This is a genomic window from Dactylosporangium sp. NPDC050588 (assembly GCF_040654975.1).
GTDB classification, from domain to species: Bacteria; Actinomycetota; Actinomycetes; order Mycobacteriales; family Micromonosporaceae; genus Dactylosporangium; species Dactylosporangium maewongense.
The window spans coordinates 83,438-103,052 of sequence record NZ_JBFAJA010000023.1; the positions used below are offsets into that span (position 1 = coordinate 83,438).

The 19,615-nt window shown below is 74.7% G+C and carries 19 protein-coding genes; 4 read left to right on the plus strand and 15 right to left on the minus strand.

Annotated features, from left to right (window positions below):
* Positions 1 to 109 precede the first annotated feature (109 nt).
* Entirely contained in the window at positions 110 to 1,306 is a 1,197-nt protein-coding gene (locus AB0I21_RS18005) for a hypothetical protein (RefSeq protein WP_360562362.1), read from the minus strand.
* Positions 1,307 to 1,450: 144 nt separating this feature from the next.
* Between AB0I21_RS18005 and AB0I21_RS18010 the strand changes: the two genes are divergently transcribed.
* Positions 1,451 to 3,571 carry an MMPL family transporter gene (locus AB0I21_RS18010; protein WP_360562364.1) on the plus strand — a complete coding sequence of 707 codons (2,121 nt, stop codon included), beginning with the start codon at positions 1,451 to 1,453 and terminating at the stop codon, positions 3,569 to 3,571.
* 4 nt (positions 3,572 to 3,575) lie between these two features.
* Here the strand turns inward: AB0I21_RS18010 and AB0I21_RS18015 are convergent, their stop codons facing one another.
* Together AB0I21_RS18015 and AB0I21_RS18020 are read right to left on the minus strand one after the other, a co-directional pair.
* Positions 3,576 to 4,283: an alpha/beta fold hydrolase gene (locus AB0I21_RS18015; RefSeq protein ID WP_360562366.1), complete on the minus strand. Its 708-nt coding sequence runs from the start codon at positions 4,281 to 4,283 to the stop codon at positions 3,576 to 3,578.
* 83 nt (positions 4,284 to 4,366) lie between these two features.
* Positions 4,367 to 5,224, minus strand: a complete 858-nt coding sequence (locus tag AB0I21_RS18020) for a LysR family transcriptional regulator (RefSeq protein ID WP_360562368.1) — start codon at positions 5,222 to 5,224, stop codon at positions 4,367 to 4,369.
* A gap of 129 nt (positions 5,225 to 5,353) precedes the next feature.
* Here AB0I21_RS18020 and AB0I21_RS18025 point away from each other — a divergent pair, with 129 nt between their 5' ends.
* Positions 5,354 to 6,262: an EamA family transporter gene (locus AB0I21_RS18025; RefSeq protein ID WP_360562369.1), complete on the plus strand. Its 909-nt coding sequence runs from the start codon at positions 5,354 to 5,356 to the stop codon at positions 6,260 to 6,262.
* Here the strand turns inward: AB0I21_RS18025 and AB0I21_RS18030 are convergent.
* The 7 genes from AB0I21_RS18030 to AB0I21_RS18060 form a co-directional block, all read right to left on the minus strand.
* On the minus strand, positions 6,237 to 7,649 hold the full coding sequence (locus AB0I21_RS18030) for a HAMP domain-containing sensor histidine kinase (protein WP_360562370.1): 1,413 nt from the start codon (positions 7,647 to 7,649) through the stop codon (positions 6,237 to 6,239). The two genes, AB0I21_RS18025 and AB0I21_RS18030, sit on opposite strands and share 26 nt — an antisense overlap.
* Positions 7,650 to 7,693: 44 nt before the next feature.
* A complete protein-coding gene (locus AB0I21_RS18035; protein ID WP_360562372.1) occupies positions 7,694 to 8,386 on the minus strand; it encodes a response regulator transcription factor in 693 nt (230 codons plus the stop codon).
* Between the two features lie 40 nt (positions 8,387 to 8,426).
* Positions 8,427 to 9,197, minus strand: coding sequence for an FAD:protein FMN transferase (locus AB0I21_RS18040; protein WP_360562374.1), 771 nt, complete (start codon positions 9,195 to 9,197; stop codon positions 8,427 to 8,429).
* On the minus strand, positions 9,194 to 9,745 hold the full coding sequence (locus AB0I21_RS18045; RefSeq protein ID WP_360562375.1) for an FMN-binding protein: 552 nt from the start codon (positions 9,743 to 9,745) through the stop codon (positions 9,194 to 9,196). Before AB0I21_RS18045 ends, AB0I21_RS18040 begins: the two co-directional genes overlap by 4 nt.
* A gap of 16 nt (positions 9,746 to 9,761) precedes the next feature.
* On the minus strand, positions 9,762 to 11,144 hold the full coding sequence (locus AB0I21_RS18050; protein WP_360562377.1) for a ferredoxin reductase family protein: 1,383 nt from the start codon (positions 11,142 to 11,144) through the stop codon (positions 9,762 to 9,764).
* A gap of 56 nt (positions 11,145 to 11,200) precedes the next feature.
* Entirely contained in the window at positions 11,201 to 12,526 is a 1,326-nt protein-coding gene (locus AB0I21_RS18055) for an alpha/beta hydrolase domain-containing protein (protein WP_360562379.1), read from the minus strand.
* Between the two features lie 116 nt (positions 12,527 to 12,642).
* Positions 12,643 to 13,023, minus strand: coding sequence for an STAS domain-containing protein (locus tag AB0I21_RS18060; RefSeq protein WP_360562381.1), 381 nt, complete (start codon positions 13,021 to 13,023; stop codon positions 12,643 to 12,645).
* Positions 13,024 to 13,182: 159 nt separating this feature from the next.
* Here AB0I21_RS18060 and AB0I21_RS18065 point away from each other — a divergent pair, with 159 nt between their 5' ends.
* Positions 13,183 to 14,403: a PP2C family protein-serine/threonine phosphatase gene (locus AB0I21_RS18065; protein ID WP_360562382.1), complete on the plus strand. Its 1,221-nt coding sequence runs from the start codon at positions 13,183 to 13,185 to the stop codon at positions 14,401 to 14,403.
* Here the strand turns inward: AB0I21_RS18065 and AB0I21_RS18070 are convergent.
* The gene (locus AB0I21_RS18070; RefSeq protein WP_360562384.1) at positions 14,353 to 15,447 is read right to left on the minus strand and encodes a hemolysin family protein; all 1,095 of its coding nucleotides are present in this window, start codon (positions 15,445 to 15,447) and stop codon (positions 14,353 to 14,355) included. The genes AB0I21_RS18065 and AB0I21_RS18070 overlap by 51 nt on opposite strands.
* An 82-nt stretch (positions 15,448 to 15,529) precedes the next feature.
* Positions 15,530 to 16,876 carry a hemolysin family protein gene (locus tag AB0I21_RS18075; RefSeq protein WP_360562386.1) on the minus strand — a complete coding sequence of 449 codons (1,347 nt, stop codon included), beginning with the start codon at positions 16,874 to 16,876 and terminating at the stop codon, positions 15,530 to 15,532.
* A gap of 220 nt (positions 16,877 to 17,096) precedes the next feature.
* Here AB0I21_RS18075 and AB0I21_RS18080 point away from each other — a divergent pair, with 220 nt between their 5' ends.
* Positions 17,097 to 17,480 (plus strand): hypothetical protein, encoded by a 384-nt coding sequence (locus AB0I21_RS18080; RefSeq protein ID WP_360562387.1) that lies wholly within the window; start codon positions 17,097 to 17,099, stop codon positions 17,478 to 17,480.
* On the opposite strand, the gene AB0I21_RS18085 is transcribed toward AB0I21_RS18080, so the two are convergent.
* Genes AB0I21_RS18085 through AB0I21_RS18095 form a run of 3 tightly spaced genes read right to left on the minus strand, consistent with a single transcriptional unit; the run spans position 17,444 to position 19,516 of the window.
* A complete protein-coding gene (locus tag AB0I21_RS18085) occupies positions 17,444 to 18,043 on the minus strand; it encodes a phosphoribosyltransferase family protein (RefSeq protein WP_360562389.1) in 600 nt (199 codons plus the stop codon). The two genes, AB0I21_RS18080 and AB0I21_RS18085, sit on opposite strands and share 37 nt — an antisense overlap.
* A gap of 3 nt (positions 18,044 to 18,046) precedes the next feature.
* Positions 18,047 to 18,622 carry a hypothetical protein gene (locus AB0I21_RS18090; RefSeq protein WP_360562391.1) on the minus strand — a complete coding sequence of 192 codons (576 nt, stop codon included), beginning with the start codon at positions 18,620 to 18,622 and terminating at the stop codon, positions 18,047 to 18,049.
* A 60-nt stretch (positions 18,623 to 18,682) separates the two neighbouring features.
* Complete coding sequence (locus AB0I21_RS18095; protein WP_360562392.1) at positions 18,683 to 19,516, minus strand: alpha/beta hydrolase; 834 nt, start codon at positions 19,514 to 19,516, stop codon at positions 18,683 to 18,685.
* Positions 19,517 to 19,615 lie beyond the last annotated feature (99 nt).

The following is a 19,615-nucleotide window of genomic DNA, read 5'->3' on the forward strand; positions in this document are numbered from 1 at the left end:
GGTTACCTCATCCGCCTCGGCGAGCTTGCGCCAGTCCTCCAACTCCGCTCGCAAGCGCTGCGAGCGCGACGTCGTTCATCCGGCCGCACGACGACCCCGCCCGCCGGCATCAGGTGGCCCTTGGACGCGCGGCGGGGCGCAGGGGTGGGCGGCGGCGGGTGCGGCGGCGCAGGGTGACGGCGAGCCAGGCGAGCATGGCCAGGGCCCACAGGGCGACGAAGACCGTGGTCGCCGCCCAGCGGGCCAGTGGGAGCACCGACGGGGCGGGGGAGGGGCCGCCGAAGGCGCCGGCCGTCACCAGGTCGGTGGCGACGTCCACGTCCCAGATGACGCCCTTGGGCTTGGTGAGCAGGGACTTCGTGGCGCCGCCGGGGGTGAGGGCCAGGAGGTCGGCGTCGGTGACAGCGCGGTAGGCGGCCGGTGGGTCGTAGGAGGGCTCGCCGCCGTTCGTCTCGTTGGTGTAGCGGACCAGGACCGCGGTGCCGTCGCGTTGCCAGCCGGCGAGGCGGGCCGTGGCACCGCCGAAGGTGGGGAACGTCGTGGGCAGCGCGGTGCCGGTCGCGGTGGACAGGACGGTGAGGCGCCAGGACCTGGCGTTGCGGGCGGCGTTGGAGCAGGCCGTGGTGCAGCCGTCGGCGACGGTGAGGACGCCGAGGCCGGTGCCGTCCGCGGTGTACGACCACGGGCCGCCGAGGTGGGCGCCGGCCGGCAGGGTGGCGAGCGGGCGGCGGGTGCCGGTGGCCGAGTCGAGCAGGGCGAGCTCGCGGCCGAGCTGGACGGCGACGGTGCGGCCGTCGGGGGAGAAGGCGGCGGCGCCGCGGCGGGTGCGGCCCAGGTCCAGCAGGTGCGTCGCGGCGCCGGAGCCGACGTCGAGCAGCCACAGCGCGCCGTTGTCGGACCCGGTGGTGTCGGCGCCGTCGAAGGGCGTGTCGGACCAGGAGGACGCGCCGGACCGGTGCACCAGCAGGCGGCGGCCGTCGTGGCTCCACGCGACCGGGACGGCGGGGCCGGAGCCCTGGTGGCGCCGCTCCTCGCCGGTGGTCAGGTCCACGATGGACACGTCGGTGTCGCCGGTGCCGAGGAGGCGCTCGTAGGTGCCGTTGCCCGCGGCGTAGCGGCCGTCCGGGGACAGCAGCACGTCCTGGCCGGCCTGCAGGTATGTGGTGCCGAACGGCAGGACGCGGTAGGAGCCGTCGCGGCCGATCGCGCTGATGCGGCTGCCGTACGTGAAGGGCAGGTCCATCGCCTGGTAGCCCCCGCCGCCGCTGACCAGCAGCGCGGCCGGGCCGCGGGGCGAGCCGGCCACGCCGGCCTGCCAGGGCCGGGAAACGAGGGGTGTGATCCAGGTCGAGTTTCTGCGTCGATTCTTGCGTCGATTTGGGTTGGGCGGGTATCAAGGGGGCAACGGAAGTTCGATCGTCGAAATATTTGTCTCCGGAAGGTACAGAGCGTGGGCACACGAGTGACGGCGGCCGTCACGAGCCGGTTCGGCGCGGTCCTGATCCTGCTGGTCACGGTGGGGCTGACGGCGCTGGTGTTCCTCACCTCGCCCGCCCAGCCGGAGAAGGAGCCGGCCGACGGGCTGCCGGCGGGCAAGCAGTCGACGAAGGTCGTCGAGCTGGCCGACCGGTTCGCCAGCGGCCGCGCCGAGGTGGCCGTCGTCGTGTACGAGCGGCGCGACGCGCCCCTCACCGAGGCCGACCGCGCGGCGATCGAGCGGACCAGGACCACCGCCGGCGGGCAGGCGCCGGCCGTCGTCGCCGAGGACGGGCGGGCCGCGCTGCTGCCCGTGACGCTCACCGGCGAGGGCGACGAGCTGTACGCCGCCGTCGACAAGCTGCGCGAGACCGTGCACGGCGGCCTGCCGGCCGGGCTGACCGCGCAGGTGACCGGCGGGCCCGCGTTCGGGCGCGACATCTCCGCCGCGTTCGAGGGCGCCGACGTCACGCTGCTCATCGCCACCGCCAGCGTGGTCGCGCTGCTGCTGCTCATCACGTACCGCAGCCCGCTGCTCTGGGTCGTCCCGCTCGTCGTCATCGGCGTCGGCGACCAGGTCGTGGCGAAGCTGCTGCCGTGGGTCGCCGGGCTCGTCGGCGAGCGCACCGACGCGTCGGTCAGCGGCATCGTGTCCGTCCTCGTCTTCGGCGCCGGCACCGACTACGCGCTGCTGCTGATCTCCCGGTACCGCGAGGAGCTGCGCCGCACCGAGGACCGCCGGGAGGCGATGCGGGTCGCGCTGCGCAACGCCGCGCCGGCCGTCGTCGCCAGCGCCGGCACCGTCGTCCTCGCGCTGCTGACGCTGCTCGCGGCGGTCCTGACCGCGAACCGGACGCTCGGCGTCGCCGCCGCGATCGGGGTCGTCGTGGCGCTGCTGTTCGGGCTCGTGGTGCTGCCCGCCGCGCTGGTGTGCCTGCCGCGCGGGATCTTCTGGCCGTTCGTGCCGCGGGTCGGCAGCGACGACCCGACGACCCGCGGCCTGTGGTCCCGCGTCGCGCACGCCGTCGGCCGGCACCCCGCCAGGGTCCTCGCCGGCGCCACCGTCCTGCTCGCCGTGCTCGCCGCCGGCCTGCTGAGCACGTCGATCGGGCTGTCGCAGACCGAGCAGTTCCGCACGCAGGTCGAGTCGGTCACCGCGCAGGACGCCCTCGCCAGGCACTTCCCCGCCGGGTCGGCGCAGCCGGTGACCGTGATCGTCCCCGCGGCCGCCACCGACCGGGTCGTGGCCGCCGTCGAGGGCACGGACGGCGTCGCCGCGGTCGGCCGGCCCGAGCGCTCCGACGACGGCGCGCTGACCAAGCTGCGCGTCGACCTGAAGGCCGGATCGGGCACGCCGGCCGCCGACGACACGGTCCGGGCGCTGCGGTCGGCCCTCGGCGCGCTCTCGGCCGGCGAGACGCTCGTCGGCGGGGCGCCGGCCGCGGACCTGGACAAGCGCGACGCGTACAGCCGCGACAACACCGTCGTGGTCCCGCTGGTGCTGCTGGTGGTGCTGCTCGTCCTCGTGCTGCTGCTGCGCTCGGTCGTGGCGCCGGTGCTGCTCCTGCTCACCGTCATCGTCAGCTTCGCCGCGAGCGTCGGCGCCGCCGGCCTCGTGCTGCGGCACGTCCTGGACATCCCGGCCCTCGACGCGGGCGTGCCGCTGCTGAGCTTCCTGTTCCTCGTGGCGCTCGGCGTCGACTACAACATCTTCCTCGTCACCAGGGCCCGGCAGGAGGCGGCGGCGCTGGGCGACACCCGGGCGGGCATGATCCGGGCGCTGGGCGCGACCGGTGGCGTCATCACCTCCGCCGGCATCCTGCTCGCGGCCGTGTTCACCGTGCTCGGGGTGCTGCCGGTGATCGTGCTGACGCAGATCGGGGTGATCGTCGGCATCGGCGTCGTCCTGGACACTCTGGTCGTGCGGACCGTGGTCGTGCCGGCGATCGCCCTGCTGCTCGGCGAGCGCTTCTGGTGGCCGGCCCGCCCTGCCACGGCTTCGTCTTCCGGCCGGTCCGATCAGGGGCTGGACGAGCCGGCGCATCACCCGGGCCGGCACGTCGCGACCGGGGCGCCGGGGCGGCACGCGGGGTGACGGGTCAGGCGCCGTACAGGTCGGCGTAGAGCTCGTCGAGCGCCTCGGCGTGCGCGCCGATGACGTTGTGGGCGTGGCCCTCACCCTCCGGCAGCTCATGGTGGGTGAAGGCCGCGCCGGCCGCCTCCGCCAGCCGTCTCGGCACAGCCACGGCGCGCGCCGCGTCGATGACCGTGTCGCCCGGCGACGTCACGACCGCGACCCGCCGCAGCGCGCCCACCACCGGCCGCTTCGGGAGGCTCGCCGCGACCCGCAGGTACTGGGCGACCGCCGTGAACGAGTAGCCCCGCGCGTCGACGTGGTCCGGCAGGAGGCGCCGGCCGTACAGGGTGGTCAGCGGCCACGGCACCCGCCGCCGGGGCGCGAACAGCGGCGTGATCAGCAGCAGCCGCGCGACCGTGTCGCCGCGGCTCGCGCCGAGCCACGTGGCGAGGGCCGCGCCGGCCGACACCCCGACGACCCCCACCTCGTCGCCCAGCGTGGCGGTGACGTCGAGCGCGTCGCCGGCGTACCGCAGCAGCTCCCGCGACGTGAACCCCCGGTGCGTGGCGTCCGGCGTGCCGTGCCCAGGCGCCGCCGGCGCGTAGACGTTGCAGCCGCGCTCGTAGAACAGCCCGGCGAGCCGCTCGACCTGCCGCGGCCCGTGCGTGTACCCGTGCAGCAGCAGCACGGCCTTCGCCGTCCGCCCCCCGTGGCTGCGCCGCAGCGTCATAGGTCGTTTCCCATCGGTCGCGCGCGTGACAGCGCGCCGACGATGGTCGCATCCGGGGGAACGGGCACGATCTGGGGGGCCGGTCAGCGTTTGACGACGTCGTGGGCGAGGCGGAGCAGGTCGGGCACGGCCGGGTGGGTGAAGGGCTCCCGCCACGCGAGGATCACGTCGACCGGGGGTGCGTCGGTGAGTGGCACGTAGCGCACCGCCGGGTTGGGGTGCATCGCGGCGGTGCCCGCGGGTGTCACGCCGACCGCGTCGCCGGCGATGATGACCGACAGCCAGTCGTCGGTGTTCTTCACGGGCACGACCTGTGACGGCGCGGCGTCCGGCGGCCACAGGGCGAGGGTCGTGCTGCCGGTCACCGTGTTCAGGGCCAGGGGCTCCGCGGCGAGGTCGGCGAGCGTCAGCGAGGCGCGGCCCGCCAGGGGGCTGTCGTCGGCGACGGCGGCCAACCGGGGCTCGCGCATCAGGTGGGCCGTCACCACGCCGGGGACGTCGGGCGCGCCGCGGAGCACGGCGACGTCGACCGTGCCGGACGCGAGGCCGGCGCTGCGCTCGTTGAGGCGGAGCAGCTCCAGCACGGTTTCCGGGTGCGCCCGCTTCCACCGTCGCTGGAGGCTGGTGGTGTACGCCCCGAGCGCCGACCACGCGTGGCCGAGCCGGACCGGCAGCCCCCGGGACCGGTCGGGGTCGAGGGCGTGCTCGACGGCGGCGACCGCGGCGGCCGCGTTGCGGCGGAACTCGTGGCCTGCCGGGGTCAGCGCCAGGTGGTGGGTGGAGCGGTCGACGAGCCGGGCCCCGAGGTGCGCCTCCAGCTGCTGCAGGGTGCGGGTCAACGCAGGCTGGGTCAGGTGCAGCCGGGCGGCCGCGCGGGTGAGGTTGCCCTCCTCCGCGATGGCCAGGAACCCCCGGAGGTGCCGCAGCTCGATGGTCGCCATTCCCGCCGCCTTCAAGGCCCCACGCATGACCGGCCCATCCGCGGCGCTGCGGACTGGTCATGCGTGTCAAGCATAACCAGTGGCGAAGCGGCATTTCCCATGATCCGCGCCACTGCATAGCGTTGCCGTGTGACCGACGTCCTGACCGCGCCCGCACCGACCACCGTCGCCGTCGAGTCCAAGGGCGGCGGGGTGTGGCGGGTCCTCGCGTCGCAGACGTCCGTCCACAGTGGAGCCGCCGTCGCCACCACGCTCTTCCCGCTCGCCGGGGCGGCCGGCGTCGTGTCGCTGCGGCTGCTCATCGGCAGCGCGGTCCTCGTCGCGATCGGACGGCCGAGGCTCAGGGGGTACACCACCCGGCAATGGATCCTCGTCGGCCTCTTCGGCGCCGTCCTCGCGGGCATGAACCTCGCGTTCTACGTCGCCATCGCGCGCATGCCGATCGGCCCCGTCGTCACTCTGGAGGTGCTGGGGCCGCTGACGCTGTCGGTGGTCACCGCGCGGCGGCGGGTGGCGTGGCTGTGGGCCCTGCTCGCGCTCGCCGGGGTGGCGCTGCTCGGCGGCGGTGGGTTCGACCAGCTCGACCCGCTCGGGGTGGGCTGCGCGTTCCTCGCCGGCGCCGCCTGGGCCTGCTACATCATGCTGTCGGCGCGGGCCGGCGCCACCTTCCCGAAGCGCGACGGCCTGACCCTCGCGATGCTCGTCGCCGCGCTGCTGGCCCTGCCCGCCGGGATCCTCGACGCCGGCGCGGCGCTGACCGGCCCCCGCGTGCTCGCCCTGGGCGCCGCGGTGGCGGTGTTGTCGTCGGTACTGCCGTACACATTCGAGCTGACCGCGCTGCGCCGCCTGCCGACGTCGACGTTCGCGGTGCTGATGAGCCTCGGCCCGGCGATCGCGGCGCTGATGGGGTGGGTGCTCCTCGGCCAGGACCTGCACCCGGCGCAGATCGCCGCGATCGGGTTCGTCGTCACGGCCAGCGCGGGCGTGGTGCTGTGGAAGGACCGCGGGGCCGCTACAGGCGCGGCAGCCGGATCGTGACGACGGTCCCGCGCGGGTCGTTGGGGGCGGCGGTGACCGTGCCGCCGTGCTGGGCGGCGGTCTGCGCCACGATGGCGAGGCCGAGGCCCGAGCCCGGCATGCCACGGGCGGCCGGCGAGCGGTAGAAGCGGTCGAAGACGTGCGGCAGGTCCTCGGCGTCGATGCCGGGACCGGTGTCGGCGATCCGCAGCACGCACCAGCCCTGCTCGGCGGTGAGCCCGGTGTGCACGGTGGCGCCGGGCGGGCTCCACTTGGCGGCGTTGTCGAGGACGTTGACGACCATGCGCTCCAGCTCGTTGGGCCGGCCGTGGACGGGGGCGGCGTCCGCGTCGAACGTGAAGGTCACCGCCGGGACGCGGATGCGCACCCGGTCGATCGCGGCCGCCACGACGTCGGTCAGCTCGACGTCCTCGGCCGGCTCCCGGGTCGTCTCCTCGCGGGCCAGCTCGACCAGCTCGGTGGTGAGCGCCGCCAGCTCGCCGACCTGGGCGTCGAGGTCCCGCAGCAGCTTCGCCCGCTCCTCCGGCGGCAGCCGGTGCGCCAGCTCGGGCTGCCGCTCCACCGCCAGCAGCAGCTCGATGTTGGTGCGGATGCTGGTCAGCGGGGTCCGCAGCTCGTGGCTGGCGTCCTCGACCAGGGTCCGCTGCGACTGGCGGGCGGCGTCGATCGCGGCCAGCATCGTGTTCACCGACTGGCCGAGACGGGCGATCTCGTCGACGCCGTGGATCGGGACGGGCCGGTTCAGGTCCATGGTGACGGCGACGTCCTCGACGGCCTTCGTCAGCTGCTGCACGGGGACCAGCCCGGCGCGGGCGACGGTCCGGCCGAGCGCCGCGGCCCCGCCGATGCCCAGCACGCAGCCGGCGGCCATGAGCAGCCCGAACATGGTCAGTGTCCGGTTCGCCGGGGTCTGGTCGGCGGCCACCTGCACCGCCCCGCCGCCCCGGCCCGCGGCGACGGTCAGCATCAGGTAGCTGTGCCCGTCGAGCAGCACCCGCTCCTGGACCTGCTGCTCCTCACCGGTCGCGACCCGCCGCGCGCCGTCGGTGACCGGCAGGTCGTTCGTCGAGTGCGCGGTGACGGTGGCGTCGCGGCCGAGCACCTGCCAGCGCGGCCCGATGTCGCGCCGGAACCGCGGATCCCGCCGCCCGCCCGGCCCCTGCGGCGGGCCGTCCCGCCACAGCTCCGGCTGCGCGACGACGGACCGCGCGTCGGTCTCCAGCTGCGAGCGCAGCTGCTGGCGCTGGATCTGCGCGACCGCCGCGAACGCGATCCCCGCGACCGTCAGCACCGCCGCCGCGACCGCCGCCGTGACCAGCAGCGACAGTCGGTCATGCAGCGTCCTGCGCCGCCACCACCGCCCCAGCACCGCCCGGGCCCGCCGCACGGGGGCTCCTCCCGCGGGCTTCACAGAGGCTCCTCCCGCGGGCTTCACAGGGGCTCCTCCCGCAGGACGAAGCCGACGCCGCGGACGGTGTGCAGCAGGCGCGGGCCGCCGTCGGCCTCCAGCTTGCGGCGCAGGTAGCCGAGGTACACGTGGATGCTGTTGGACGTCTCGCCGAAGTCGTAGCCCCACACGTGCTCGAACAGCGTCCCGCGGGTCAGGACCTGCCGCGGGTGGCGCAGGAACACCTCGAGGATCGTGAACTCGGTGCGGGTCAGCCGCAGCGGGTTGCCGCCCCGCCACACCTCCCGGGTCGCCGGGTCGAGCCGCAGGTCGGCGAACGTGAGCAGCTCCGACGGCGGCTCCGGCGGCGCGGACAGCAGCGCCCGGCGCAGCAGCGCCCGGATCCGGGCCAGCAGCTCCTGCAGCGCGAACGGCTTCACCAGGTAGTCGTCGGCGCCCGCGTCGAGGCCGGCGACCCGGTCGCCGACGCTGTCGCGGGCGGTGAGCATGAGCACCGGCACCAGCACGCCCTCGCCGCGCAGCCGGCGGCACGCCTGCAGGCCGTCCATCCGCGGCATGCTGACGTCGAGGACCATCACGTCGGGCTCGTCGGCGTGCGCGGCGTCGAGGGCCTCCTGCCCGTCCCGGGCGGTGTCGACCTGGTAGCCCTCGAACCGCAGGGTCCGCGCGAGCGAGTCCCGCACGGCGGCGTCGTCGTCCACGACGAGGATCCGCATTCCGTCCCCCTTCCGCTGCCCAGCTTGCCTCACTCCGGCCTCAGCCGGCGGGCCAGCCCTCGGTGACCCGGACGAGGCCCGACGCCGTCACCATGAGCGCCTCGTAGCCGTCGAGCTCCTCCAGCCAGTCCATCGCCCAGGGTCCGCGGGCCGCGGCGGCGGTCGCGTAGACGTCGGCCCACAGCAGGTCCGGGCCGGTCACGGTGACCGCCCGTACTCCGGTCGCGGGACTGCCGGTGTACGGGTCGACGATGTGATCCCCGCGGTGGGTGCGGCCGGAGGTGGCGACTGCGCCCGTACCCCGGGTCACGACGTGCGCCACCCGGTCCTCGGGCGCGTCCGGGTCCTCGACGCCGATCCGCCACGGCGGCTGCCCGTCCGGCGCGTGGACGAGCACGTCGCCGCCGGCGTTGACGCACCAGCCGAGGCCGTCCGGCAGGTGCGCCGCCGCCCGCTGCACGGCCCACCCCTTGACCAGCCCCGACGGGTCGTACCGGGGGCGGCCGGTGCGCGGGTCGGGCAGCCCCCGCGGGTCGAACCACCCGCCGGTGCGCTCCCGCGCCTCGTCGCACAGCGCGATCACGGCCTCCAGCTCGGGCGTCGGCGGCGCCTCGCCCCGCTCCCAGCGGGACAGGTCACTGCCGTCCAGGTACGGGCTGAACGCCGCGTCGTCGCGGCGCAGGTCCGCGAAGACCGCGGCCACCGCGGCCTCGGCGGGCGGGTCGCCGGCGCCGGGGCCGCGCAGGTGGACCGAGACCGGCAGCCCCATGATCTGCTCGACCCACGCGCGGCGGGGCAGGGTGGCGGTCATGACAGGTGCGCGGCGTCGATCGCGGCCTGCAGCGACTCCTTGTAGCCGTCGCTGGTGACGGTCGCGCCGGAGACGGTGTCGATGTCGGCGCTCTGCGCGGCGACGACCGCCTTGTTGAGGATCGGCAGGGCGCGGGCGTTGATCTGGCGGTCCTTGCCGTTGGCGTCCGGGTACACGGGCACGGTCACACCGGTGATCTTCCCACCGGCGACGGTGATGGTGACCTGGATGTCGCCCCAGCGCGTCGACACCACCGACCCGTTGTATGCGGTGCCACCCGTACCGTCGCTGCCCGTGCCACCGGTGCTGCCCGTACCGTCGCTGCCCGTACCGCTGCCGCTGCCGCTGCTGTCGCTGCCCGTACCGCTGCCGCTGCCGTCGCTGCCGGTGCCGCCGCTGGTGGTGCCGCTCGTGGTGCCGCTTCCGCCGCCTGAGGCGGTTGCTGAGCCGGTCGACGCGGTCGCGGTGCCGCCGAGGCTGGTGCGGTAGCTGAACAGCAGCACCACGGCGGCGAGCGTCGACAGCAGCCACAAGGTGATCCGTCGCACGGGGCGATCCTTTCCGTTACCAGGCGAACTGTTCGGTGTGCACGCGCGACGCGGGGACCCCGGCGGCGCGGGCGGCGGCGCGGGCCGCCTCGGTCCACGAGTCGGGCCCGCAGACGTAGACGTCGGCCGCCGCGATCGACGGCGCCATCCTGCGCAGCGCCTCCGCGTCGCCGATCCCGGCGGCGTGCCGCGGCAGCCACGACGCGGCACCGGCGCGCGGGCCCAGCAGGTAGACGACCCGGACGCCACGCTGCCGCGCCAGCCAGTCCAGCTCGTCGCGGAACGCGATCTCCGCCGCGCTGCGCGCCCGGTAGAGCAGGGTCGCCCCGCCGGCGCGGTAGGGCAGCTCGCCGAGCAGCGCGAGCAGCGGCGTCACCCCGATGCCGCAGGCCATCATGACGACCGGGCCGCCGGTGTACGACTCGCCGGTGAGCCGCCCGTACGGGCCCTCGACCAGCGCGCGGGTGCCCGGCGTGAGCGACGCGACGCGGGAGCTGCCGTCGCCGAGGTCCTTCACCGTGATGCGCAGCACCCCGGTGTGCGGGGTCGCCGACAGCGAGTACGGGTGCGCCCTCGTCCAGCCGGGACCGTCCAGGAACCGCCACTGGAGGAACTGACCGGCCCGGACCGGCAGCTCGTGCAGGTGCCGGCCGGTCAGGTAGACCGAGGTCAGCCCCGGACCCTCCGGCACGACGTGGCTGACGGTCAGGCGGTGCCGCGCGTTGCGCCACACCGGCAGGCCGACCCGGTAGACGAGGACGGCGCCGGCGGACACGGCGTACAGCGTCCACCAGTACGCCGTGGACAGCGGCGACGAGAGGAAGTCCGCGCCGGTCCAGAGCTGGTGCGGCAGGGCGAGCCCCACGCCGAGGTAGGCGTACAGGTGCAGCAGGTGCCACGACTCGTAACGCAGCCGGCGCCGCGCGGCCCGCGTCGACGTGACCACGACCATGACCAGCGCGACCGTGCCGGCGGCGGCGAGCAGCATCCCCGGGTATTCGACGGTCAGCTCCCATACCTCGGCGAACACGTTCGCGCCGGACGCGATCGCGTAGCCGACGGTGATGAGCACGATGTGCGCGACCATCAGGTTGAACGAGGTGAACCCGGTCCAGCGGTGCCAGCGCGCCAGCCGGTCCTGCCCGAACGCCCGCTCGACCAGCGGCACCCGCGCCATCAGCAGCACCTGGAGCAGCAGCAGGTCGGATGAGACCAGGCCGGTGAGCCGGCCCGCCGCGGACCACGCGTCGCCGCCGCCGGCGAGGAGCTGCTGGACGCCGCCGTTGGCCACCCACAGCGCGGCCACGACGAGCAGGCTCGCCGTGGCCGCCACGCCGCCCGCGTCCGCCCACCACCTGGGGGTCGCGGCCGGGCGCGGCGCCGCAACTGTCATCGTCATGCGTTCAACTATTGGGGGACCGGCTGACAGGTGCCTGTGAGCCGGTTAAAGGTTCTCTAAGAACGCCCCACGACGTTCTGCCACGCGTCGGCCGGCAGCAGGTATCCGGCCCGCACGTTGGCGAGGTCCGCCAGGATCACCTTCGCCAGGTGCTCGCCGCGGTGCGGGTACAGGCGCCGCAGCGTCGCGGCGTCGAACGGCTGGTGCGTGCCGAACAGCCGGCAGAACGTCTCGCCGGTGTTGTCGCCGGTGTTCAGCGCGGTCGGCACCGACACCTGCGACAACCGGATGCCGCCGGTGGCGAGCCCGAGCGCGTCGCGGGTCTTCGTGCCGTCGGCGCCGAAGACCAGCGGGGGCGCGACCGGCGGGGGAGTGCCCCGCCGCACCCAGCGGATCAGGTGGTCGTAGGCGGCGGCGACGACATGGTCGAGCGGCACCCTGCTGAAGGGCGGGCTGCCGCAGGTGTACTGGGGTGCCGCCCCCAGGTCCCGCACGGAGATCGGCGCCCGGTACTCCTGGCCGCGCCAGCCGGAGTGCGCGGCGCCGGCGACCTCCCAGCGGCGGAACCGTTCGGTGTCGGCGGGCCGGTCGGGGGTCCGCACGTCGGTCTCGGACAGCACCTGAAACACCGGCTCGACGCCCACCCGGGTCGGCGCGGACCCGACGACGAACGCGTAGCCGTCGAAGACCGGCGTCACCTTCGGCAGGATGCTCTGGTAGTACACCGTCATCCGGGCGGCGGACTGTGAGGCGCCGATCGCGAGCGTGGTCCGCGGCCGGAGCGACCGGGTGACGGCCGCCGCGGCCTTCGCGAAGATGTCGTAGGACAGCTCATCGGCGGTGAACCGGCCGCCACCGGTGACGTCGAGCGTGCCGTACCGGGCCGGGCTCCAGCCGCGCAGCTGCTCGACGCCGACCCGCTGCGCGGACACGCCGACCCACGCGTGCCCCTGCCGGGTGATGGCGTCGTGGTCCCACAACGCGTCGAGGTCGTAGCCGGCGGTCACGTTCTGCCACTCGACGAGCGCGGTGCCGCTGAAGCGGGCCGGGTGGGCGGGCCGGCGCACCACGACCCTGGTCCGGAACGGCACGCCGGTCGCCACCTGGTTGCCGGCGGTGTCCCAGCCGTCGGCCGCCCCGGCGACGAGGAACTCCTCCTCGACGTAGCCGGCGGCGGCGAGGTCGTCGGTGGTGGAGAAGAACGGATACGTGTCGCGGATGTCCGCGGCCTTCGGGTCACCGGGGACGGTCCCCGGCAGCGGCCCGGTGACGGTGACCGGCGGCGCCTCCCGCGCGGCGTGCGCGGGCACGGCCGGCGCGCCGATGAGCGTCAGGGCGGCCAGAAGGGTGGCGGCGAGTCGTGCCGATGCATTGGGTGCCATGGATGCCACCCTCGCCGCGACGGCGGGCGGCGGCATCGGTGGAATCGCCGGTGCTCCGGCCCGCGGCCTCGCTCGCCGGCTTGCTGACCGCCACCTTGCTCAACGGTGCCGGGCCGTCAGCCGGCGTCGAGGGCCTCCTCCACGGTGGCGTAGCGGGTGAGGATGCGGTCGAGGTTGGTGATGTGCAGCACGTTGTCGACCAGGGGGCGGGTGCCGGTCAGCCGCAGCCAGCCCCCGGTCTCAGCGAGCCTCGACCGCGTCCGCACGAACAGGTTGAGCCCGCTGGAGTCGCACATCGGCACGTCCGACAGCTCCAGCACCAGGTGCAGCTCGGGACGTTGGGTCAGATCGGACAGGACGTCGGCGAGCGGGGCGAGGGTGTCGTAGAGGACCTTGCCCCGCACCGACACGACGACGGCACCGTCGCGGTCGGTGACGTCGGCGGTGACGTGCTCATCCGCCACCTGGGACTCGTCACGGTCCAGGGAGAACTCCACAACCCCGAGCGTAACGGGAACCTGCGGACAGCCGCAGGGTCCGTTTCCCGCGCGGCGCGGTTGGGAATCCGTACACCGGCCGCGGGTGACACGAGCGGCCGGTGTGACGGACGGGTCGCACACGCGACCGTGTTTGGTTTGCCGAGGGGTGAGCGAGGCATGGCGGCGACGATGGAAGCGCGCTGGCTCGAAGCGTTCAGCGCGATTCTCGACGGATCGCACCTGTTCCAGCCGGACGGGCTGGCGACGGCGGTGGACGCGGCGCTGGCGCCGCTCGGGATCGACGCGACCATCTACCTGGTCGACGAGGAGCAGCGGGTCCTGTGTCCGGTGCCTCGTCCAGGGGCCCCGCTGCCCCCGCCGCAGCCGGTGGAGACGACGGCGGCGGGGCGCGCCTTCGCGATGGTCACGTCGAAGCCGAGGGGCGACGGCGGCTGGTGCGTGCCGATGGTCAACGGCACCGACCGGCTCGGGGTCGTCGAGTTCGAGATCGGCGAGGCCGAGCCGGAGGTGCGCGACGGATCCCTGCGGGCCCGCTGCGAGACCCTCGCCGGGCTGATCGGCCACCTGGTCACCGTCACCTCCCACAAGGGTGACTTCCTCGCCCAGGTGCGCCGGTCCCGGTCGATGACGCCGGCCGCGGAGCTGCTCCGGCAGCTGCTGCCGCCGCTCACGTCGGCCTGCGACCGGATGGTGATCAGCGCGATCCTCGAGCCGTGCTACGACGTCGGCGGCGACGGCTTCGACTACGCGATCGACGGCGCGCGGGCCAGGATCGTGATCCTCGACGCCGTCGGGCACGGGCTCGCGGCCAGCCTCGCCTGCGGGGTGGCGATGTCGGCGCTGCGCGCGGTCCGCCGCGACGGCGGTGACCTGCGGGCGCAGGCCCGGGCCGCCGACACCGCGCTGACCGAGCAGTTCCCGGACAGCCGGTTCGTGACCGCCGTGCTGGCGGAGCTCGACCTGGAGGCCGGGCGCCTGCGGTACATCAACGCCGGACACCCCCGGCCGCTGCTGCTGCGCACCGGGCGGGTCGTGCACGACCTCGCGGCCGGTCGCCGCATGCCGCTCGGGGTGCACGACGACGTCGAGGTGGCCGAGGAGGACCTGGAGGGCGGCGACCGGCTCCTGCTCTACACCGACGGCGTCACGGAGGCCCGCGACGCCGCCGGGGAGGAGTTCGGCGTGCGGCGGCTCATCGACCTCACCGAGCGGCACGCGAGCGCCGGGCTGCCCGCGCCGGAGACCCTGCGCCGGCTCGCGCACGCCGTCGCCGAGCACCAGGGCGGCGCGCCGGCCGACGACGCCACCCTCGTGCTCGCCGAGTGGTCACCGGTCGCGGCGCTGCGCAGCGCTCCGTACCAGCAGCGCCTGACCTGACCGCGCACCGGCCGTGACGTCGGTCTCGTCGTCGAACTCGCCGATGACCTCCTCCAGGAGGTCCTCCAGGGCGACGAGGCCGACCGGCGCGCCGTCCTCGGTGGCGACGGCGAGCTGCGCCCGGGACTCCCGCATCGCCCGGACCGCGGCGAGCACGCTGGTGCGGGCCGGCAGGGTGAACGCGGTGATCATCAGGTCGGCGGCGGTCGCCGCCGTGCCGGCCGTCGTCGCCCGCAGCGCGTCGCGGACGTGCACGACACCGACGACGCCGCCCGTGGCGCCGACGACAGGGAACCTGGACCGGCCGGTGGACCGGTTGGCGAGCTCGACGTCGGTCGCGGTGGCCTCCAGCGGCACCGTCACCATCGCCGCCGCCGGGGTCATCACCTGCGTGACGGTGGTGTCCTGCAGCTGCAGGACCCGGCTGAGCAGCTCCTGCTGGTCCTGGGCGAGCGTGCCGTGCTGCCGGGACGACTCCAGCAGCATCATCAGCTCCTCCGGCCCGTGCGCCGCGGACAGCTCGTCCTGCGGCTGCACCTTGACGAGCCGCAGGCACGCGTTCGCGAGGCCGTTGAGCAGCGCCAGCAGCGGCCGCACGACCCGGGTGAACGCCCGGAACGGCAGTGCCAGCCCTCGCGCGGAGCGCTCCGGGTTGCTGATCGCCCACGACTTCGGCGCCATCTCGCCGACCACCATGTGCAGGAACACCACGACGGCGAGCGCGATCACGAACGCGACCGGGTAGCTGAAGCGCTCCGGCAGCCCCACCGCGTGGAACAGCGGGTCGAGCAGGTGTGCGATCGCGGGCTCGGCGAGTGCGCCGAGCCCCAGCGAGCACAGCGTGATGCCCAGCTGCGCGCCGGCGAGCATCAGCGACAGCTCGCGGCTGCCGGCGAGCGCGGCGGCCGCGGCCCGGCTCCCGTCGGCGGCGGCCTGCTCGAGGCGGTGCCGCTTGCTGGCCACGAGGGCGAACTCGGCGGCCACGAAGAACCCGTTCGCCGCCAGCAGCACCGCCGACACGAGAAGCGCCCAACCCGTGCTCACGCCGTCACCTCCGCTGCGCTCCGGCGCCGGCCTGAGCCAACCTGCAATGCTGGTGAGCGGCCCGAGACGCTCCGCTGGCCGCTCACGCCGTCACCTTCTTCGCGAGGACGGACACGCGGACGGTGTCGGGGACGTGGCGGTGCACGGTCAGGACCTCCAGGCGCACCTCGCGGGGCGGGGTGTCGTCGTCGGGGAGTGCGGGCGGCAGCGTGACCTCCACGGTGTCGCCGGGGCGCGGGATGCGGCCGAGGCGCTGGAGCACGAGGCCCGAGACGGTGTCGTAGTCGTCGCTCTCCGGCAGCGTCACGCCGGTCGTGCGGGCCACCTCGTCGACCCGCCAGCGGGCCGGGACGAGCCACGAGCCGTCCGGCTGGCGGACGGCGGACGGCTCCGGCGCGTCGTCCTCGTCGCGGATCGACCCGACCAGCTCCTCGGCGACGTCCTCCAGGGTGATGATGCCGGCGAAGCCGCCGTACTCGTCGATGACGCAGGCCAGCTGCCGGTGCTCGGTGCGCAGCCGCTCCAGGACCGCCGGCAGCGCCGCCGTCGACGGCACCAGGACCGGCGGCAGCGCGATCTCCGCCATCGTCATCTTGTGCCGGTCCGCGGCGGGCAGCGCCACGAGGTCGGCGCCGCCGACGACGCCGATCAGGTCGTCGACGCTCTCACCGACGACGGGGAAGCGGGTGTGCCCGGTGTCGAACAGCTCCACGAGGCGGATCGCCGGGTCGGTCGCGGCCACCGTGACCACGTCGACCCGGGCGATCATCGCCTCCTCGGCGGTGCGCGCCCGGAACGCGAGCCCGCGCTGCAACAGCTGCGAGGTGTCGGCGTCGAGCAGCCCGCCGGTGCGCGACTCGGCGATGATGCGCTCCAGGTCCTCCGGGGTGGCGCCCTCGGGCAGCTCCTCGATCGGCTCGATGCCGACCCGCCGGAGCAACCGGTTCGCCGCCGCGTCGAACATGCGGATCACCGGGCCGGCCGCCGCCAGGTACACCAGCGTCAACCGGGCCAGGGCCCGGGCGAGGGCCTCCGGCCGGGCGATCGCCCAGTTCTTCGGGCCGAGCTCACCGAGGACCATCTGCACCACGGTCGCCGTCAGCAGCGCCAGCACCACCGCCGCCGACGCGCTCGCCGCTTGCGGCACCCCGGCCGTGCCGAGCAGCCGCGCGAGCCCCGTGCCCAGGTACGGCTCGGCGACGAAGCCGACGAGCAGGGCCGTGACGGTGATGCCGAGCTGCGCGCCCGACAGCATGAAGGACAGTCGCCCGGTGACGCGCAGGGCGCGCCGCGACGCCAGGTCACCGCCGTCGGCGGCGCGTTTGAGCTTCGCGCGGTCCACGGCCACGTAGGCGAACTCGGCCGCCACGAAGTAGCCGGTGGCGGCGGTGAGGACCACGATGAGTGCGAGGCCGATGAGGATCAGCATGAGGGACCATGAGCCAGCCGGGCAGTGCCCGGCCCGGTACTCCAACCAACCATGATCCGACGCTAGCAGGCTTCGCTGAACGATCGCTGGGAAGCACCATGGACCGGTGCCGTGTGACTGAATCGATCCAGAGGCTCGACCGATCCATCCGTGTCGCGGTGATTACCTCCGATGTCGCCGGGTATGGGGCGGCAATCCCCCGAACACCCTGGAGGTTGTGATGGCTGAGCTCGAACCCGCGGATCGGGGCGGGACCGGCGTGCGCCGCTCCGCCGGCGAGCTCGACCGGATGACCGGCGGGCGGGGCGGCCCCTCCGCGAACAAGGCCGTCACGCGGATGCCGCGATGCGGCCACCGGGCCGCGGACTACCTCGCCGGGCACGAGCCGGAGGGCGTCCTGGAGTGCGTGCGGGACGCCGCCCGCGGCCGGCCCGACACGTTCCTGCTCGCGGCCGCCGCGGCGGGGTTCGTCGTCGGCCGGCTCGGCGAGGGCGACTTCCGGGACGGACAGCCCGGCGACGGCGACCTGTGGCGCGCGTACAACGGCAGTTCGTACAACGGCCGCGGCTACAACACGAGCGGCCCGGCGCGGACGACCCGCTGAAACCCGGCACGCGACGCGAAAGCACGCGGTGTGACGGCCACGCGGTGTGACGGCGCAGGCGGGGGCGCGGACCGGCCGCGCCCCCGCCGCCATGCGCTGGTGACCGGCGGCTCAGCCGACCACGGGAAGTTGATCCAGCGGTCCGTGCGCCGCCACACGTACTCGCACGGCACGACGCTCTGCGGCTTCTCGTACAGCACCGCGATGCGCACCTCCGAGGCGTGCGCGACGCAGAAGTCGCGCACGACCCGCAGGGTGGCGCCGGTGTCGGCGACGTCGTCCGCGATGAGCACCCGCGCGCCGGCGAGATCCGCGCCGTCGGGGGTCGGGCGCAGCACCACCGGAGCCTCGAGCCGCTCGTCGACGCCCGTGTAGTACAGGACGTTCATCATCACGATGCTCTTCACGTCGAGCGCGTACCCGAGGGCGCCGGCCAGCAGCAGCCCGCCGCGGGCGATGGACAGCACCACGCCGGGCCGGAACCCGTCGTCGGCGACCGCCTGCGCCAGCTCCCGCGAGGCCGCGCCGAACTCCTGCCAGCTCAGCTCTTCCCGCTCCTCCATCGCCTACCCTTCGAGCGCCTTCCACGGCTTGGGGGTCCACACCCAGTGTCCGTTGACGTGGACCAGACCGTCGAACGCCATGCCGGAGTCCTTGCCCGGTTCGGTGTACCTCCACCGGTACCAGGTGACCCCGGGCTGCAGGTGCGGCCCGACGTCCTTGTAGCCGCCGGGGAACTCGGCCTCGGCCGCGGCGGTCCACGCCTTCAGGTCGTCGCTGCTGGCCTTGGACACCTTCAGCTCGGTCTGGGCCGCGCTGCCGGTGACCTCGACCTTCTGCCCGGTCCACACGTTCTTCTTGTAGAACTGCTCGGCCTTCGCCGCGGCGGCGCCGACGAACAGCGCCTTGTAGTCCTCGGCCGTCGGCTGCAGCTTCTGTACGAGCGCGGGGTCCTTCGGCAGCGCCTGCAGCAGCGCCTTCGCGCCGTCGTCACCCTTCGGGTACTGGTCCCCGCCCTGGGTCGCGGCCGCCCCGGCGGTGGTCGCCGGTGCGGCGGGGGAGTCGGCCTCGTCGGCCTTGCAGCCGGCGGCGGTGAGGCCGATCAACGTCACCAACAAAGTCGAAAGCGCCAGGCGCTTCATGCATGCTCCTTGATCGTCGGTTCGTGTGCGCGGACCAACGTACATAGGCGATGCAACGGCCTATTTCAGGAACGCGCTGACCGTCGTCGCGAGCCAGGCCGGGTCGTCGAGCCACGGGGAGTGCCCGCCGGCGGGCTGGACGGCCACCTCGGCGTGCGGGAACAGGCCCGCGTAGTCGGCGGCGCGCTTCGGCGGCAGCGCCACGTCATACTCGCCCGCGATCAGCAGGACCCGCGCCCGCAGGCCGCCGATCGCCGTCCGGGCCGCCGCCGCGTCGACGCCGTCGTAGTACACCTTCGCCGCCTCCTCGTTGCGCAGCCGGTCCTGCTCGGCGGCCTGCGCGCGGGCGACGTCGTCCCACCGCCCGGACCTGAACGGCGCGATCGCCGCCCAGTCGGCGGCGACGGCCTCGCCGGCCCACACCCGCTCGAACGCGGTGAACGCGGTCGGGAACCACGGCTCGGCGTGGCGCAGCCGCGCGACCTCCCGCCGGTCCGCGTCGGCGACCTCCAGGCCCACCACCCGGGGCGACGGGTTCACCAGCACGAGCCGGCCGATCCTGTCGCGGTGGCGGGTGGCGTACAGCACCGCGACGGCCGCACCGGCGGAGTGCGCCAGCAGGTCGATCCGGTCCAGCCCGAGGTGCTCTCGCAGCGCCTCGACGTCGTCGGCGAGCCGGTCGCAGCGGTAGGTTGCCGGGTCGCGCGGCTCCTCCGACGCGCCGGTCCCGCGCAGGTCCAGCCGCACCAGGTCGTGATGCGCGGACAGCCCGCCGAGGTCGCCGAGGTACGACGAGGCCACCATCGGCCCGCCCGGGACGCAGATCAGCGGGCTGCCGGCGCCGCCGCGGTGGTACGCGAGCCGGGTGCCGTCGGCACCGTCGAAGAAGTCCACCGGGCGATGATATGCGTGCCGCTCGATCGAGTTCAGCCCGCGTTTCGCGCCGGACCCGGTGGGGCATGGGCAGGACGTGAGCGGGCGGGAGCGCAGCGG